The organism is uncultured Microbacterium sp., from assembly GCF_964244775.1.
In the GTDB taxonomy this organism is placed as follows: Bacteria; Actinomycetota; Actinomycetes; order Actinomycetales; family Microbacteriaceae; genus Microbacterium.
Genome location: NZ_CAXTJR010000003.1, coordinates 213,309 through 229,983, shown reverse-complemented (window position 1 = coordinate 229,983; position 16,675 = coordinate 213,309). Strand labels below are relative to the sequence as shown.

Annotated in this window: 12 protein-coding genes; 9 read left to right on the top strand and 3 right to left on the bottom strand. The window is 68.3% G+C overall.

What is annotated here, in order from left to right:
* Positions 1–252: 252 nt before the first annotated feature.
* Positions 253–849, bottom strand: a complete 597-nt coding sequence (locus ACFE6Z_RS08120) for a TetR family transcriptional regulator (protein ID WP_375385357.1) — start codon at positions 847–849, stop codon at positions 253–255.
* A 131-nt stretch (positions 850–980) separates the two neighbouring features.
* On the opposite strand from ACFE6Z_RS08120, the gene ACFE6Z_RS08115 reads away from it, so the two are divergent.
* From ACFE6Z_RS08115 to ACFE6Z_RS08100, 4 genes are all read left to right on the top strand, one after another.
* Complete coding sequence (locus ACFE6Z_RS08115) at positions 981–2,234, top strand: sensor histidine kinase (protein WP_375385216.1); 1,254 nt, start codon at positions 981–983, stop codon at positions 2,232–2,234.
* Entirely contained in the window at positions 2,231–2,914 is a 684-nt protein-coding gene (locus ACFE6Z_RS08110) for a response regulator (protein ID WP_375385215.1), read from the top strand. Before ACFE6Z_RS08115 ends, ACFE6Z_RS08110 begins: the two co-directional genes overlap by 4 nt.
* A 215-nt stretch (positions 2,915–3,129) precedes the next feature.
* Complete coding sequence (lanKC, locus tag ACFE6Z_RS08105; protein WP_375385214.1) at positions 3,130–5,808, top strand: class III lanthionine synthetase LanKC; 2,679 nt, start codon at positions 3,130–3,132, stop codon at positions 5,806–5,808.
* Between the two features lie 173 nt (positions 5,809–5,981).
* Positions 5,982–7,010, top strand: coding sequence for a hypothetical protein (locus ACFE6Z_RS08100; RefSeq protein ID WP_375385213.1), 1,029 nt, complete (start codon positions 5,982–5,984; stop codon positions 7,008–7,010).
* Between the two features lie 34 nt (positions 7,011–7,044).
* Here ACFE6Z_RS08100 and ACFE6Z_RS08095 read toward each other — a convergent pair whose 3' ends face one another.
* Entirely contained in the window at positions 7,045–8,058 is a 1,014-nt protein-coding gene (locus ACFE6Z_RS08095; RefSeq protein ID WP_375385212.1) for a hypothetical protein, read from the bottom strand.
* 294 nt (positions 8,059–8,352) lie between these two features.
* Here ACFE6Z_RS08095 and ACFE6Z_RS08090 point away from each other — a divergent pair, with 294 nt between their 5' ends.
* The 5 genes from ACFE6Z_RS08090 (at position 8,353) to ACFE6Z_RS08070 (ending at position 14,468) form a co-directional block, all read left to right on the top strand.
* Complete coding sequence (locus tag ACFE6Z_RS08090) at positions 8,353–8,913, top strand: acyl-CoA thioesterase (protein WP_375385211.1); 561 nt, start codon at positions 8,353–8,355, stop codon at positions 8,911–8,913.
* A gap of 21 nt (positions 8,914–8,934) precedes the next feature.
* Complete coding sequence (locus ACFE6Z_RS08085; protein WP_375385210.1) at positions 8,935–12,678, top strand: proline dehydrogenase family protein; 3,744 nt, start codon at positions 8,935–8,937, stop codon at positions 12,676–12,678.
* A gap of 118 nt (positions 12,679–12,796) precedes the next feature.
* Entirely contained in the window at positions 12,797–13,231 is a 435-nt protein-coding gene (locus tag ACFE6Z_RS08080; protein WP_375385209.1) for a hypothetical protein, read from the top strand.
* The gene (locus tag ACFE6Z_RS08075; protein WP_375385208.1) at positions 13,231–13,455 is read left to right on the top strand and encodes a helix-turn-helix transcriptional regulator; all 225 of its coding nucleotides are present in this window, start codon (positions 13,231–13,233) and stop codon (positions 13,453–13,455) included. Before ACFE6Z_RS08080 ends, ACFE6Z_RS08075 begins: the two co-directional genes overlap by 1 nt.
* Positions 13,452–14,468, top strand: a complete 1,017-nt coding sequence (locus tag ACFE6Z_RS08070; protein ID WP_375385207.1) for an NAD(P)-dependent alcohol dehydrogenase — start codon at positions 13,452–13,454, stop codon at positions 14,466–14,468. Before ACFE6Z_RS08075 ends, ACFE6Z_RS08070 begins: the two co-directional genes overlap by 4 nt.
* An 8-nt stretch (positions 14,469–14,476) precedes the next feature.
* Here ACFE6Z_RS08070 and ACFE6Z_RS08065 read toward each other — a convergent pair whose 3' ends face one another.
* On the bottom strand, positions 14,477–16,492 hold the full coding sequence (locus tag ACFE6Z_RS08065; protein WP_375385356.1) for an MDR family MFS transporter: 2,016 nt from the start codon (positions 16,490–16,492) through the stop codon (positions 14,477–14,479).
* Between the last annotated feature and the right edge of the window lie 183 nt (positions 16,493–16,675).

Sequence of the window (16,675 nt, the reverse complement as noted above, 5' to 3'; positions counted from 1 at the left end):
ACGCCCGAGCGGCGATCCAACATCGAACGCTGCCCGAGGAGTCTTGCTATCGCTTCGATCGGTGAACCGCTCTGGCGACGCTTTGAGTATGCCGAGCCTCGGGCCACCGAAGCAAACTATTTCGTCCGGTTCGGCCGTGAACGATTGGTGAACGAACGGGATCGGCAGGAGAATAGTCCCGTCAGTGCCGCAAAAGAAGCGTTTCGACGTCGCGAGTGCGGGACGCGCCGAATCGCTGAACAGACGAAAAAGTCAGATCGACATCACATCGTGACCCGCGGCGCCCAGCCCAGGCCTCATGAGAAGCCAGAGCACGCGCGCCCGTTCCGCGAAGTCGTCTCCGGCGGCCGGTTCGAGGATCGCGGCGCGTAGAAGCGACGCGACGCCGGCAGCGACACTCGCCGTGGCGACGGCACCCGGGATGTCGCCCACGACGACCGCCTGCTCCAGAGTGTCGCGCACTCGATTCCGCCACGCTTCGAGGCCGGAGTCGGCGGCGGGATCGGGCAGCTCGTGGGCGATGCGCACCAGTGCTCGAGCTCGCACGTCGCGCTCTGCGTGCTCCGCGGCCGCACGGAGGAATCGCCCCAGCGCAGGCAGTCCTCGACCGGTTCCGGCTGCGTCGTCGGTGGTCATGCGCTGCCAGGTGCGTTCCGCAACGATGGCGTCGGCCATCTCGGTCTTTCCGGCGAAGTGGTGGTAAAGGCTGGTGCGAGACACGGCGGCACGATCGAGGATGTCTTGGATGCGGGTGCCGGCCAGGCCGCTTTCCCAGAACTCCATCGCAGCGGCGTCGAGGAGAGATTCCCGCACTCGAACCGAGCCCGCACGAGCGAAGGCGGCAGGCATGTCCACCTCGCCAGCGTAGGGCCATACGGCATCCGCGCACACCTTCCGACCCATGCCAACTGCGTCACGAGTTGCCAGGCGAACTTGCAGCGCGATGCCATTCGGTTGCCTTCATGTGGTAGAGAGCTACCGTGACGGTCTCGAACCCGGGCCGACCCCGGATGCTGTTGCCCGACTGGGTGTGGGCGCTCGGCTGCTGGGTCACCGGCGCAGGGTACTTCCTTTTGAGTGTCGCGGTGGGGACGACGTTCTTCTTCGCGGATATCCCCGGTCGGCCGATCGAACCCCTCGCTGTGTGGGGTCCGCTGGTGATTTTCACGCTGCAAGCCGTGGCGCTCGGATGGGCGACCCGTTACCCCCTGCCGGTGTTCTGGATCGTGTTCGTGCTCTTCCAGTGCACGGTGCTGCTGACCATCGACCGGGCCCTGCTCATCACGCCCGCGCTGCTGTTCTCAGTGTTCACGGTGACCGCGCTGTTGCCTCGCCGCCGATGGCTTACCCCGCTTTCGATCGCCGTCAGCCTCGACCTCGCGGTCTACCTCTTGATCGCCTATGTCGTCGAAGGCGGGTTGAGCGTGCTCTCCGTCATCGCCGTCGTGCTGCGAGTCGTACCGCTCTATGCGTTCGCGACGCTCGCAGGTCTCTTCTACGGCTCGCAACGCGCGCGCGCAGCGCTCGAGACGGAACGAGCGGAGGCGCTGGAGCTCGCAGCGGCGAGCACGCGTTCGGCCGCGATCGCTGCAGAACGCACCAGGATCGCGCGAGAGTTCCACGACCTCGCGGCGCACCACCTCGGCAGCATCATCGTCAACAGCAAGGCTGCCTTGAACCTTGGCGACGACGACAGCGCGCTCGCGAGCTCGGCACTCCGGTCGATCCGCGACGAGAGCGTACTGGCGATGAACAGCATCCGCGAGGTGATCGGAATGCTCCGTGAAGATGGCGACGAGACGGCGGGCTCCAGCGCAGCGGCGCCCGCCCTTCGCGACAGCCTCGCCCACCTTGCAGACTCGGCACGAGCCGCACATCAGCCGGTAGAGGTTCGAGTGGACGGCGACGTGGAGGGCCTCACACCGGCGGCGTCGCTCGCGTGCTTCCGAATCGTCCAAGAATCACTGTCGAACGCACGAAAGCACGCTCCCGGCGCTGCTGTCGCCGTACGCGTGGCACGTACGGAAAGATCTCTGACCATCACTGTCACGAACGCCCCGACCCTGCACCCCTCTCCCGATCCGGCGGGCCCGCGGCGATCGGGCTACGGCCTCGTGGGCATGGGCGAGCGAGTGACGATGCTCGGTGGCAAACTCAGAAGCGCACCCGTCCCCGGAGGCGGATGGGAGACACGAGCCGTGGTGCCTCTCGAGAGTCACCGAGTCACGTCGTGAATGCACACATCGCAACTCGTCCGCCGAACGCCCCCATCCGGGTGCTGATCGTCGACGATCAGGCGGTGATGCGCAACGGCCTGCGGATCACCCTGCACCCCTACGCCGACATCGAAGTGGTCGGTGAGGCCTCCTCGGGGCCCCTTGCCGTGACCGCTGCGGCTCAACTAAGACCCGACGTGGTGCTCATGGATCTGCGCATGCCCGCCGGCGACGGTGTGACGGCCACGCGCCAGATCGTCGCTGGCGGTAGCGGCGCCGCTGTTCTCGTGTTCACCACGTTCGACCTCGACGAGGACGTCTACGGCGCGATCGACGCGGGGGCATCCGGCTATCTCTTGAAAGATGTCGAGCCCGACGACCTCGCTGCGGCAGTGCGCGCGCTCGTGTCGGGTGAAGACGTGGTCGACGCGAAAGTGGTACGCACGGTGTTCGCGGAGCTTCGCCGACGCAACCGCCAGGCGAGCCCCACGACGGTGGACGCGAGCCCTCTGACGTCGAGGGAGCGAGAGATCCTCGAAGGACTTGCGGCAGGGAAGACCAACAAGGAGATCGCGCGAGATCTGGTCATGGAGCCAGGCGGGGTGAAGAGCGCAATCAGCCGCATGCTCGGCAAGTATGACGCGAAGACCCGCACTCAGCTCATCACCTGGGCGTTCCAGAAGGGCTACCTCGGCTGACCTGGGCGATGCGAGCTGGTGCCATTGGAAGTGCCCAATGGCACCAGCGGGTGCCATTCGGGCTCAACGAAAGTGCATCTGATCGGTACTAGATGCCCGAGCCGCCACCCTTCAGGATTGAGCCGTCCCCCGGTGCCGCGGCCGCCGACGACCGGCGCGACGCGTGACGCCACTCTCCTGGACATGGATCAGATCTCTCCTGGAAGGAACCGCGAGTGGACCCGCGTCACAGTCTGTTCGCCCTCGCCGACCCGGTGTTCTACGACCATCCCTCTCGACGCCGCGCCCGCCGCCAACGGCCATTGGCAGCCCCACCCGAGCTCGAGTGGAGTTCGTGGCGCTGCGTCGACGACGGCACCTGGTCGTACCGAGCGCCGAACGAAATGACACTGCCCGATCAGGGTTGGAAGATCCACATCTCGGCGATACCCGCGAACGCCGCCGAGATCGTCGCGCTCACCTCGACCTACTGCCACGCGAACCGGATCGCTTTCAAGCATCTTCCTGACCTGGGTGCGGTCATCGCACAGAGCGGGAAGGACGCTGATCGAAGCGCGTCGGGCAAGGTCATCACGATCTACCCCATCGACGAAGCGGCACTGCATCGCACTCTGAAGGAGCTCGATGCTCGGTTGAGCGGAATGCCAGGGCCTTGGATCCTGTCTGACCTGCGCTGGGAGGACGGCCCCCTCTCCGTTCGCTATGGTGCGTTCGCACCCGCCTGGTTGAGGGACGACAACGGCCACAAGCGGCATGGGCTGCGCGGCCCGGATGGTGAGCTTGTCGAAGACCGTCGGGAGCCCGCGTTCACGCCGCCCCCGTGGGTAGATCTTCCCGGGTTCCTGCGCGAGCAGTCGGATCGGTTGGGAGATGGCGCCAAGCCGGACGGCTTCGCGTACGACATCATCCGCCCACTCGCCTACTCCAATGCCGGGGGCACCTACTTGGCCCGCGACCGCGACGGGAATCAGGTGGTGCTCAAAGAGGCGCGGCCGCACGTCGGATTCACCCCTGATGGGCGAGACGCGACGACTCGTCTACGCGACGAGCACTCCCGGTTGCTGGCCGTCGCCGGCACGGGTGTCGTCGCCGTTCGCGAGCTGTTCGAGGTGAATGGTCATGTGTTCCTCGCACTGGACCATGTCGACGGGATCGCGCTGCACCGAGCGATGGTCGCGCAGACCCCCACGATCCGCGCGGGCGCGAGCACGGAGGACTTCCTCGCGTACCGACGATGGGCACTCGACGTCGGCGACCAGGCCGCGGCAGTTCTCGCGCGGATCCACGCCGCCGGTTTCACCCACGGCGACCTGCACCCGGGCAACATAATGGTGACGCCAGAGAGGCAGGTCGTGCTGCTGGACTTCGAGTTCAGTACGCCACTGCACGAATACGCACCCGTCGAGATGGGGGCGCCCGGCTTCGTGCCCTCCGACGGTCGCGGCGGCGCGGACGCCGACCTCTACGCGCTCGCATGCGTGAAGCTTTCGCTGTTCTGCCCGCTGACACCTGTGATGCACCTCGACCGCGCGAAAGTCGACGAGTTGATCTCTTACGCGCGAGACGCCTATGCGCTCCCCGAATCCTGGGCTCGCAAGGTCGCCGGCGCGCTTCGCCCGCGGTCGAGTCGTCGGCAACCGCCATCATGGCTTGCAGGCCGCGCCGATACAGCTCTTCGGTCGTGGGATGTCGGTTCCGAGCCGGGTATCTCGGAGTTGATGGTGATGATCGGGCGGTCGCTCGCGGCCTCCGCCGACCCTTCACGCGGAGACCGTCTCTGGCCGGGCGATCCAGCGCAGTTCGGTGACGGTGGGCATGCGCTGGCTCACGGGGCGGCCGGGGTGATCCACGGCCTGCGCAGCAGCGGGCTCGAGGTCGACCCCATTGCGCTCGCCTGGTTCCATCACGCCACCGATGCTGCCCTGACCGACGACGGAGCCGACCCTGGCCTCTACGATGGGCTCGCGGGCGCCGCGTGGGTGCATCGTCGCGAGGGCGACGACTCACGTGCCGACCACTCGGTCGCCCGCCTGCGGGCCACGAATCTCAGCCGACTCGGGCCCGACCTGTACGGGGGCCTGCCCGGCATCGGACTTCACTTCCTGTCGGAAGTCGACCGCCGGCCCGCGCTCCTCGATGACGCCGTACGCCTCGCAGTCGCATTGCAGGAGCGACATGGTGCACGCCCCGTGCTGACACCAGGCGTTCCTGTCGACCCGCTCGGGCCGCGCGGTGTGGGCCTCATGTGGGGGGCCACCGGTACCGCGCTCTTCGCGCTCCGCCTCTACGAACGCACCGGCGATCCGCGGCACCTTGAGCTGGCGATCACCACGCTCGACTACGACCTGCGGCACTGCGTGGCCGTCGACGATGGATCGCTGCATGTCGACGAGGGCCACCGACTCATGCCCTACCTCGCGTCCGGGTCAGCGGGGATCGGCGTGGTGCTTGCGCAACTGCTCCCGCACCTGGACGACGCCGACCTCTACCGGCAGGCGTTGACGGCGATCATCCGCGCCGCGTGCACCCCGTTCACGATCGAGGCAGGGGTTTTCAACGGACGCGCCGGGATGATGATGTTCCACATCGGGTTGGCGCGGCTAGGGCTGTCTACCCCTGAGTCGCGTGCCGCTCTCGACGAGCACGCGCGCGCGTTGCGTCTGCATGCCGTGCGCCACGCAACTGGCATCGGCTTTGCGGGTGGCGGCCTCATGCGTCTCTCCAGCGACCTGGCCACCGGAGCTGCCGGCGTGCTCGCTGCACTGAACTCCTACTCGTTGCTCGCGTACGACCCTCAGCGTGCCGCGGAGTCCGCCCTTCCGTTCCTGTTTCCTCCTGCCGCCCTCCCCGCCTCAGCAGCACTCGCGGGCCTGCCAACACACGAGGGGAGGTGAACCCATGCGCTTCTTCCTGAACCTGCAGACCCTTGACGAGGGCGCCGAAATGTTTGTCGACAATGCATTCCTCAGCACTCACAGCATCTCGCTGTGTCTGTCCACGACTTCTGTGACCATCTGCTGAGTGGCCCGCGAACACTGCCCGCTGCCCGCCATCCCTTGCTTGAGTCATGAGCACCACGAAGAGATCCAGAGAATCGGCACCACGAGACGGCAAAGCGGCGGCGCGCGATCGACGGCATCAGCGCGCCGTCGCGGCCGCCGACCCCGAGACGTCCACGTCGGCGTTGCTCGAGCTGGCGCGGCGCCATCCGTGGACCAAGCTGTTGATGACCCGCAATCCCTCGGCTCCTGCTCAGGTGCTGATGGAGATCGCAGCTCAGGCCACGCCTCCGGCGCGCCATGCTCTCGCGTACAACCCTGCGATTCCCTCCGCGCTCCTGGCGCGACTCCGCGCTGACCCGGTGCGCGCGGTGGCAGTCGCCGCCGAACGTCAGACCGCGGCCCGCACGAGACCGCGCTTCTCGATCGTCGCTCGCTGGACGGAGGAGGTGCGCCTCACCGCAGCATCCGATCCGACGACCGACCCCGCAGATCTAGACGTCCTGTCGTTCGGCGGACGCGCGGTACGCGAACGCATCGGCGCGAACTCTGCCACACCCACAGATGTCTTACGGCGGCTGGGGAACGACCCGAAGAAGTCGGTGCGCCAGGCGATCGCCCGGCATGCCAGCACGCCCCCAGATGCGCTCGCTCAACTGGCGGGCGACGAAGACAGGTTCGTGCGACTCACGGTCGCGGAACGTAAGAACCTCGCCGTGCATCTCCTCGCTCGGCTTGCAGCCGACGAACACCCCGCCGTCCGCGCCCAGGTCGCTGGACACAAGCGCCTGCCACCGGATCTGTTCGTCGCGCTTGCTCGCGACCCTGAAGCGATCGTGCGGCGGCAGCTCGCGGCGCACAAGAAGCTCCCGGCCACGCTCATTCCGGCTCTGGTCGGGGATACCGATGTTGATGTGCGCATCATGATCGCGAGCAACCGCAACACTCCCGCTGACGTGCTCGAGGCGTTGAGTGACGACGCCCACTACGCCGTCCAAGCGCGGGCGCGGAAGACACTCACACGCATGGCGCGGCGCGAGTACCCTCAGCGCGGAGACCGCGCCTCCGTCGGCGCACACTTGACGACTGGTCCTTAGGCTCCGGCGAGCCCACCGCCCGACCATGCGCACATCAATCGAGGCGTGCTTCAGGCCGTTCAAGCGCTGCGAGGAGGCGCGGCCGAACATGCTGGACGGCGCGCGCCAGGTAGTCCGTCGTCCCGTGAAGGCTCTCGCGCAGGCCCTCCCGACGCGCCACGATAACATCCGCCCACGGTCGATTGACGGGTGTGCGTTCATTGGCCCTCATCAGCAAGTGTCCGCTGATCAGGCCCGGCCACGCCTTCCTGACCAGCGTTGACCCTCGGCGACTGCGCGTAGCAAGCCGCTCGTTACCGAGATCGATCGTCCCGTCCACGAACACGACACCTTCGTCGTAGTTCCGGGGGGTGGACTGCGACATCTTTGTCTTGACTTGGATGCCCACCGCCGCGCGACGAGATACATCGAGGAGAAGGAAGTCGACGTTGTGGCGACTGGGGCCCGACTCGAATTGCGGCGGTGCGGGCAGCAGGATCACGTGGGGCATATCGCGGATGATCTCGAGGATCGTCACCGCGGCGTCGGTCTCGGTGAGCATTCCGTGCTGCGCATCCAGCAGCGTCTGCTCGTCTTTGTCGCCTGGGGTAGGAACATTGCCGCCTCGAAGATTGACCTCACGAGTGGTCATCATGTTGGCCGCGTGGATCGCCAGCAGCAGTTGCGCCTGACGCCGATCGATCACCGTCGGCGTCCCGGGAAAGCCGAACACCGGTCGCCACATCCTCAGGAGGCAGTTCGCCAGAGTGTGGAAATGCATCCGCCGGATCGCATCGCGATGGCGAAGGCTCAGCTGCAGCGCCCTGACCGTGCGCACGAACGACTCGCGATTCCAGGCGTGGTACTCCGCGAGAACCATGCCGCCTTCCACCCGGCCGGGGAGAGGGCGACCCGCGGTGAAATCGAACAACTGTCTGCCCAGCAGGTGCGCCCACTCCTCAGCATCGCTGACGATCTGCCGACCGTACTCGTCGCCCGCCCATGGCGTGCGATAGTCGCGCACCACGAGGTGATCGAAGTCATCGAACGTCCACCCTGCGGCCGGCATGTTCTCATTGTGGTGCCAACGGAAGTAACGACCGCCACACGCGCTTCCTCGCGCGCGAGACGGGCGCACCGGCGCAAGCCCTTCTGCGGTGATCGAGTAGGCGCGCCAGTGCCGGCCGCCCGCGGTGATCGAGTAGGCGCGCCAGCGCCGTATCGAGATCGAAGCCGACGTGTGACGCAGGTCCGGCGGGTCTCGATACGCTCGCTGGCGCTCGCTACTCGATCACCGCCGCTGCGGAGCTCGCTGGCGCTCGCTACTCGATCACCGCCGCAGCGCCGGGTACGATCGCTCCTCGTGAACGTGATCTGGCGCACTCTCCTGACGATCTGGCGCGCGAAGTCGAAACTGCGGCGCCACGGGCCGGTCGACGCGGCCACGATTGGCACCGTCCGCATCACGACCCTGCCCACCGACCTCGACCTGCTCGGCCACATGAACAACGGGCGCTACGCCTCCCTGTTCGACCTCGGGCGCTTCGACCTGCTCATCCGCGCAGGCTTCTGGGATCTCCTCGCCAAGGAGAAGTGGTACGCCGTGGTGGCCAGCGAGACGATCACGTTCCGCAAGTCGCTGGAGCTCTGGCAGCGTTTCGACGTCGAGACGCGGCTGCTCGCCCATGACGACAAGTCGGTGTATCTCGTGCACCGGGCGGTGGTGAAGGGCGAGATCTACGCCGAGATGATCGTGCGCGCCCGGTTCCTGCGCCGATCGGGTGGGATCGTGTCGCACGACGAGCTGTTCGCCGCGCTCGGCAGACCCGACACCCTCCCGCCGCTGGCGCCCTGGATCCACGACTGGGCCGCGGCATCCGCTCTCCCTTCGACGCGCGCCGAGGCGCCGAGCACCTGGGAGTAGCCCGGCCGTAGGCTGGAGGCCATGCCCGACAGCGATGTTGCACGCGCCGCTCACGCCATCGACCTCGCCAGGCGGTGGGTATCCGAGTCCGCGAACGCCGAGGTCGACCCGTCGGCGCAGCGCCTCGCCGGCGTCCTGAAAGACGTGAACGGCCTGCCCTTCACGATCGGCTTCGTCGACGGGGTGATGCGCCCGGAGAGCCTGTCGGCCGCAGCATCCAATCTTCATCGTGTCGCACCCCTCGTCCCCGGCTTCCTGCCCTGGTACCTGCGCGGTGCGGTGCGCATCGGCGGCGCGATGGCGCCGGTGCTGCCGTCGCCGGTCGTCCCGATCGCGCGTCGGGTGCTGCGCGACATGGTCGGGCACCTCGTGATCGATGCCCGGCCCGAGAAGCTCGGCGCCGCGATCGCGAAGCTGCGCGAAGGCGGAGCGCGCCTGAACCTCAATCTCCTCGGCGAAGCCGTGCTCGGCGAGCAGGAGGCGCTGCGCCGGCTCGAGGGCATCCACGCGCTGATCCGCCGGCCCGACGTCGACTACGTGTCGGTCAAGGTGTCGGCGATCGCGAGCCACATCTCGATGTGGGCGTTCGACGAGGTGGTCGACAAGGTCATCGAGCGCCTCACGCCGCTGTACCTGACCGCGGCGTCGGACGGTACCTTCATCAACCTCGACATGGAGGAGTATCGCGACCTCGACCTGACCATCGCGGTCTTCACCCGCATCCTCGAAGACCCGCGGCTGCACGACCTCGAGGCCGGCATCGTCTTGCAGGCCTACCTGCCCGACGCGCTTCCGGCCCTGCAGCAGCTGACGGCGTGGGCGAAAGAGCGCGTCGCCGCCGGCGGGGCGCGCATCAAAGTGCGCCTCGTGAAAGGCGCGAACCTCGCAATGGAGCGAGTGGATGCTGTCATGCACGACTGGGCGCTCGCGACCTACGACGCCAAGGTCGACTCCGACGCGAGCTATCTGCGCTGCCTCGATGTCGCCCTCCGCCCCGAGAACACCGCTGCCGTGCGGCTGGGCGTCGCCGGCCACAACCTGTTCGACATCGCGTACGCGTGGCTGCTGGCGCGAGAGCGCGGGGTCACCGATCACGTCGAGTTCGAGATGCTGCTCGGCATGGCCCAGGGCCAGGTCGAAGCCGTCGCCCGCGAGGTCGGGCACGTGCTGCTGTACGTGCCGGTCGTGCGTCCCGACGAGTTCGACGTCGCGATCAGCTACCTCGTGCGGCGCCTGGAAGAGAACGCGTCCAGTGACAACTTCCTCTCCGCGGCGTTCGACCTGGCAGAGGACCCCGCGATGTTCGACAGGGAACGCGACCGGTTCCTCGCGTCGCTCGAGCGCTCCGCCGACCCTTCGCTACCCGTCGGCCCGAATCGCCGCCAGGACCGAGGGGCCGGCGGCCCACCGGACGCACCGGACGCACCGGACGACCGCCTCCGCCGCGAGGCGGTGACCGACGAAGGGCCGGGACTCACCCAGGCGGTGCTGGGCATCGCGCGCTCGGCTGCGGCCGAGCCTGCCGACACCATGCCGATCGAGCCGTCGGCCGACGCTGTGCGGTTCGGCGGCGACTCGTACGTCGAGACGGCGGTGTTCTCCGCGCGCGAGTCGCACGGGTCGCGCGCGAAAGCGAGCGGCGCACCGGGCTTCCGCAACACCCCCGATTCCGATCCGGCCCTCCCGGCCAACCGCGACTGGGCGCGAGAGATCATCGGCCGCGTCGAGACCTCGACGGCCGGAGACGCGACGGTCGCAGCATCCCGCATCGATGACGCCGAGACGCTCGAGGCGACGATCACGGGGGTGCGGGATGCCGCGGCCCGGTGGGGCGCGCTGCCCGCGGCCGAGCGGTCAGTCGTGCTGGTCGCGGCCGCGCATGCGCTGGAGGCTCGACGCGGAGAACTCATCGAGGTGGCCGCCAGCGAGACGGGCAAGGTGTTCGCCGAGGCCGACGTCGAGGTGAGCGAAGCGGTCGACTTCGCGAACTACTATGCCGCCACCGCGCGTGAGCTCGACAGGGTCAGCGGCGCGGTCTTCGTGCCGGCGAAGCTCACCGTGGTCGCCCCGCCATGGAACTTCCCCCTCGCCATCCCCGCCGGGGGAGTGCTCGCTGCCCTCGCCGCGGGTTCAGGGGTCGTGTTCAAGCCCGCCCCGCAGGCTCGTCGATGCGCCGCGGTGGTGGCCGAGGCGCTGTGGGAGGCGGGAGTCCCGCGCGACGTGCTGGCCCTGGTCGACATCGACGAGGGAGCACTCGGACAGCAGCTCCTGTCCCACCCCGACGTCGACCGCGTGATCCTCACCGGGTCGTGGGAGACGGCGGCGCTGTTCCGCTCGTGGCGGCCCGACCTTCCGCTGCTGGCCGAGACCAGCGGCAAGAACGCGATGATCGTGATGCCCTCGGCAGACCTCGACCTGGCAGCATCCGATCTCATCAGAAGCGCGTTCGGGCACGCGGGGCAGAAGTGCTCGGCCGCATCGCTGGCGATCCTCGTGGGCCCCGTCGCCCGGTCGAAGAGGTTCGCGCGGCAGCTCGTGGACGCGGCGACCTCGCTGCGCGTCGGTCCGCCGACCGATCCGCTTGCCGAGGTCGGCCCGGTGATCGAGGTGCCGCAGGGCAAGCTGCGCTGGGCGCTCAGCACCCTCGACGAGGGCGAGCGGTGGCTGGTCGAGCCGCGGCCGCTGGAGTTCGGGCCACAGGCGACCGGACGCTTCTGGACGCCCGGCATCCGCACCGGGGTGGAGCCGGGGTCGCGGTTTCACCTCGAGGAGTTCTTCGGGCCGGTGCTGGGCGTGATGCACGCGACGTCGCTGGCGCACGCGATCGAGCTGCAGAACGCGGTGGCGTACGGCCTGACCGCGGGCCTCTACACGCAGAGCCCGGAAGATCTCGCACACTGGCTCGAGAAGGTCGAGGCGGGCAACCTCTACGTCAATCGCGGCATCACCGGCGCGATCGTGCAGCGTCAGCCGTTCGGCGGGTGGAAGCGCTCATCGGTCGGACCCGGGACGAAGGCCGGAGGCCCGAACTACCTCATCGGCCTCGGCTCGTGGCGGGCATCGGGCGGCGGTGCGCCGTCGGCCACGCTGCACCTGCGCGGCCTCGACTCGCGCATCACGAACCTGATCGAGGCTTCCCAGCCCTCGCTCGACTACGACGCGTTCGACTGGCTGCGCCGCGCGGCGCTCGCCGACGCCATCGCGTGGGACCGGGAGTTCGGACAGGTCCGCGATGTGTCAGGACTGGGTGTGGAGCGCAACCTCTTCCGCTATCGACCGGTCGATGTGGCGGTGCGGGCGACGGAGGATGCTGCGCCGCAGGCGCTGCTCCGCGTCATCGTCGCCGGGCTTCGCGCGGGCGCGCGGTTCACGATCAGCGCGCCGGCCGGCGTCCCGGCGGAGGTCCGTCGCGCCCTCACCGCTCAGGACGTCGCGGTGTTCGTCGAGAGCGACGAGGAATGGCTGCAGCGTGCCGCAGGCCTCGCAGGCCTCGCCGGCTTGTCTGCGGACGAACTGTCGTCGGCGGTGGGTACGGCATCCGCTCGCCCCTCGCGCGTGCGCCTCGTCGGCTCGCCGCCCGCCGTCGCCGTGCTGCATCGCGCGCTCGCCCAGGCGACCGGCGGCGACCCCGACCTTGCCGTGTACGCGAACGAGGTCACCACCGCCGCGCGCATCGAGCTGCTGCCGTTCCTGCACGAGCAGGCGATCGCGATCACGGCGCACCGTTTCGGCAACCCCGACGACTGGTCGGCCGCCGTCATATGATCGACCCTCGGCGAGGCCTGCGGACGACCGCGAGTCGTGATGTAAAGAATTCTTGACACGGATGCTCGGACCGAGCTATCGTGGCGATGTCAAACATTCTAGACATCAAGGAGCTGCCATGGTCTACGAGGAGCGCAACGTCTGGACGGGCCTCGTCGTCACGGTGATCGCCATGACCGCCTACGTGATCATCGTGTTGCAGGCGGCCGGCGGGAGGCCGCTCACCGAGGTGGTGTGGTGGCCGATCATGCTCTGGACGATCGGCCTGAGCATCGTCGCCTCGATCGTGATCAGCATCCTGTGGGGAATCTTCGCGGGGATGCGGGATCCCGACGGCGTCGGGAAGTCCGATCAGCGCGACCGCGACATCGCCCGCATGGGCGGCCGCGTCGGCCAGGCGTTCCTCGTGATCGCAGGACTCGGCGTCATGGTGCTGTGCGCGTTCGAGGCCGACTGGTTCTGGATCGCGAACACGATGTTCTTCGGGTTCGCGCTCTCGGCCTTCGTCGGCGGGATCGCGAGTGTCATCGCCTACCGTCGCGGACTCGTCTGATGGTCAAGCCCACGCGCGTCACCAATTCAATCCGGGCGCTCCGCGAGAGCGCGGGGCTCACCCAGGTCGAACTCGCGAAGCGTGTCGGCGTGACGCGCCAGACCCTCATCGCCATCGAACAGGGCAAGTACTCGCCCACGCTCGAACTCGCCTTCCAGATCTCGGGCGTCTTCGGCGTCGGCCTCGACGACGTCTTCCAATACCCCGAAGGAGCCTCATCATGACCGATCTCACCCGGACCCGCACGATGATCGCGTGGCGGCAGCATCGCTATGGAGGCCCCGACGTCGTTGCCTCCGAGCGCGTGGAGGTCCCGGTGCCCGGGGCCGACGAGGTGCTGTTGCGCGTCCGGGCGACGAGCCTCAACGCCGCCGACCATCACGTCATGCGCGGCACCCCCCTGCTGCTGCGCCTTGCCTTCGGAATCCGCAGGCCCAGGATGGCCGCGCGGGGGATGGATGTCGCGGCCACCGTCGTGGCGGTCGGGTCGGGTGTGACGGCCTGGGCGGTCGGAGACGAGGTGATGGGCGAGCTGCCCGGCGGGGGCGGGCTCGCGGAGTATGCCCTCGCACCGGCATCCCGACTCGTTGCGCGACCCGCTGCGCTCGAGCCGGCCGTCGCTGCAGCCCTGCCGCTCGCGGGTGGAACCGCGTGGCAGGCGCTGGAGCGCGCCGGTGTCGCGAACGGGCACCGCGTGCTGGTGCTCGCCGCGTCCGGCGGGGTGGGACACTTCGCGGTGCAGCTGGCTGCTGTACGCGGGGCCGAGGTGTGGGCGACCTGCGGTGAGCCGAGCCTGAAGATGGTCACCGACCTGGGTGCCGTCCGCACGTTCGACTATCGGGAGACGGATGCTGCGGCCCTGCCGCCTGCATCCTTCGAGGCGGTCATCGACATCGCCGGTACCGCGCCGCTGCGCGTGCTCAAGGCGCTCCTGCGCCCGGGCGGCTCGCTCGTCATGGTGTCGGGCGCGGGCAACGACGTGTTCGGCCCGGTCGGACGCATCATCCGCGGAGCCCTCATCGGAATCGGCGGCGGCCGCAGCATCCGTCCGCTCGCTGCCGTAGCCAAGCCCGAGGTGACCCGCGGGCTCGCCGCCCTCGCCGCCGCCGGGCGGATCCGCCCGGTGATCGAGGAGCGGTTCTCGCTGGCCGACGCGGGCAAGGCTCTCGCGCGGATCGATTCGGGCCGCACGGTCGGCAAGATCGTGGTCGACGTCGCCCCCGACCCCGCGGAATAGGCGGCGGGCTACGGCTGGACCATCACCCCGGCGGTATCGGCGGCCTTCGTCGCCCGCACCAGTTCGTCGTCGCGAGCGCTGGCCTCGGCCGCGTTGTCGGCGGCCTCTTGGAGGGCCGACTTCGCGCGCAGCGGCGGCGTCTTGAAGAAGAGCGTCAGCACGAAGGCGATGAGCACGACGAACATCGCGACCCAGTACACGAGCACGGCGGAGGCGTTGAACGCGACCAGGAGCGGCTTGCTCAGTCGCGGATCGGCCCCGACCAGGAAGGACGTGTCGTTGAGCGCGCCGCTGTCCATCGAGGTCGTGCCGGTGCCGGAGGCGAACTGGTCTTCGATCGTCGGGACGACCGAGTTCACGAACGACAGGCGCGCGGCCGGGTCGGAGAAGTTCAGGGTGACCGTCCCGTCCGCCGAGATCTGGGCCACCGGAATCTGCTGCTGGATCTGAGTCGCCGCGGCGGCCTGCGCCTGTGCGACGGCCGCCGTGGTGGCTGCCGCTTGGGCCGACGCGGGGAGCGTGCCCGCCGCGACCTGCGCGGCCACGGCCTGGGTCGCAGCATCCGCGGCCTTCGTGAGCCCGCCTTCGATCTGAGCCGTGGTCGCATCGGTGATGCCGCTCGTGATCGGCGTGTAGATCTGCGCCATGATCCCGGCGTTCGCCGGAGCGGTCGCGACCGCAGGGTCGAAGGCCGCGTCGAGAGACTCGGTGAGGGTCTCGGTGTCGGTGAACGAGGTCTGCACGTTCGCGGGGAGCACGGTGAACATGAGCGAGAGCAGCACCGCCGTGCCGAGCGTTCCACCGATCTGCCGGAAGAAGGTCGATGCGCTCGTGGCCACGCCCATGTCGCGCAGGCCCACCGAGTTCTGGCTCGCGATCGTCAGGGTCTGCATGAGCTGGCCGAGGCCGAGGCCGATCAGCAGCATCGCGCCGGCGATGAACCAGTACGAGCGGTCGTACTGCAGGAAGGTCAGCCAGAAGAATCCGGCGGTGAGGAATGCCGTGCCGAGGATCGGGAACATCCGGTACCGACCCGTGCGGGCGATGATCTGGCCGCTCGCGATCGAAGAGATCATCAGGCCGAGGATCATCGGCAGCATCTGGAAGCCGCTCTCGGTCGGAGTCGATCCGAGCACGAGCTGCAGATACAGAGGCAGGGTCAGCATCGCGCCGAACATGCCGAAGCCGACGAAGACGCCGATGATCGTCGCCATCGAGAACGTCGATGAGCGGAAGAGCTTCAGCGGGATGAGCGCGTCGTCCTTCATCAGCGTCTCGGTGATCACGAAGGCGATCAGTCCGAGCACGCCGATCACGTAGCAGCCGATTGCGAGCGGCGATCCCCAGCCCCATTCGCGGCCCTGTTCGGCCACGAGCAGCAGTGGCACGAGCGCGAGGACGACGAACGCGGCGCCCCACCAGTCGATGCGCACCGAATGAACGGAGTGCTTCGGCAGGTGCAGGAACCGCAGCACGATGCCGAGGGCGATCAGTCCGATCGGGACGTTGATGAGGAACACCCAGCGCCACCCGGCGATGCCGAGGATCTCGTCGGCGCCGGCGAACAGGCCGCCCACGAGCGGCCCGATGAGGCTCGAGATGCCGAACACCGCGAGGAAGTACCCCTGGTACTTCGCGCGCTCGCGCGGGGCGAGCATGTCGCCCATGATCGCGAGCGGCATCGACATGAGGCCACCGGCACCCAGACCCTGGATGGCGCGGAAGGCGGCGAGCTCGAGCATCGACGTCGAGAAGCTGGCGAGGATCGAGCCGATGATGAACACGACGATCGCGAAGATGAACAGCGGGCGCCTGCCGAAGATGTCGGAGAGCTTGCCGTAGATCGGCGTCGAGATCGTCGAGACGATCAGGTAGGCGGTCGTGACCCAGGCCTGCTGGCTGAGGCCGTTCAGGTCGTCGCCGATCGTGCGGATGGCGGTGCCGACCACGGTCTGGTCGAGCGCCGAGAGGAACATGCCCGCCATGAGACCGACGATCACGAACATGATCATCCGGTGGGTCATGACCGGGGCCGAGCCCGGCGTGCGGATGCGCCCGGTGGAGGTGCGGGAAGCGGCTGCGTCAGACATCGGACCTCGAAACAGATCAGCGGGAGGGATGCGGCGACGCGCCTCATGGCTGTCGTTGTCGCAGGTCAACTACCTTACCGTGCCGTGCGCAACGGTACGCCGCTTCGGGAGAACCGG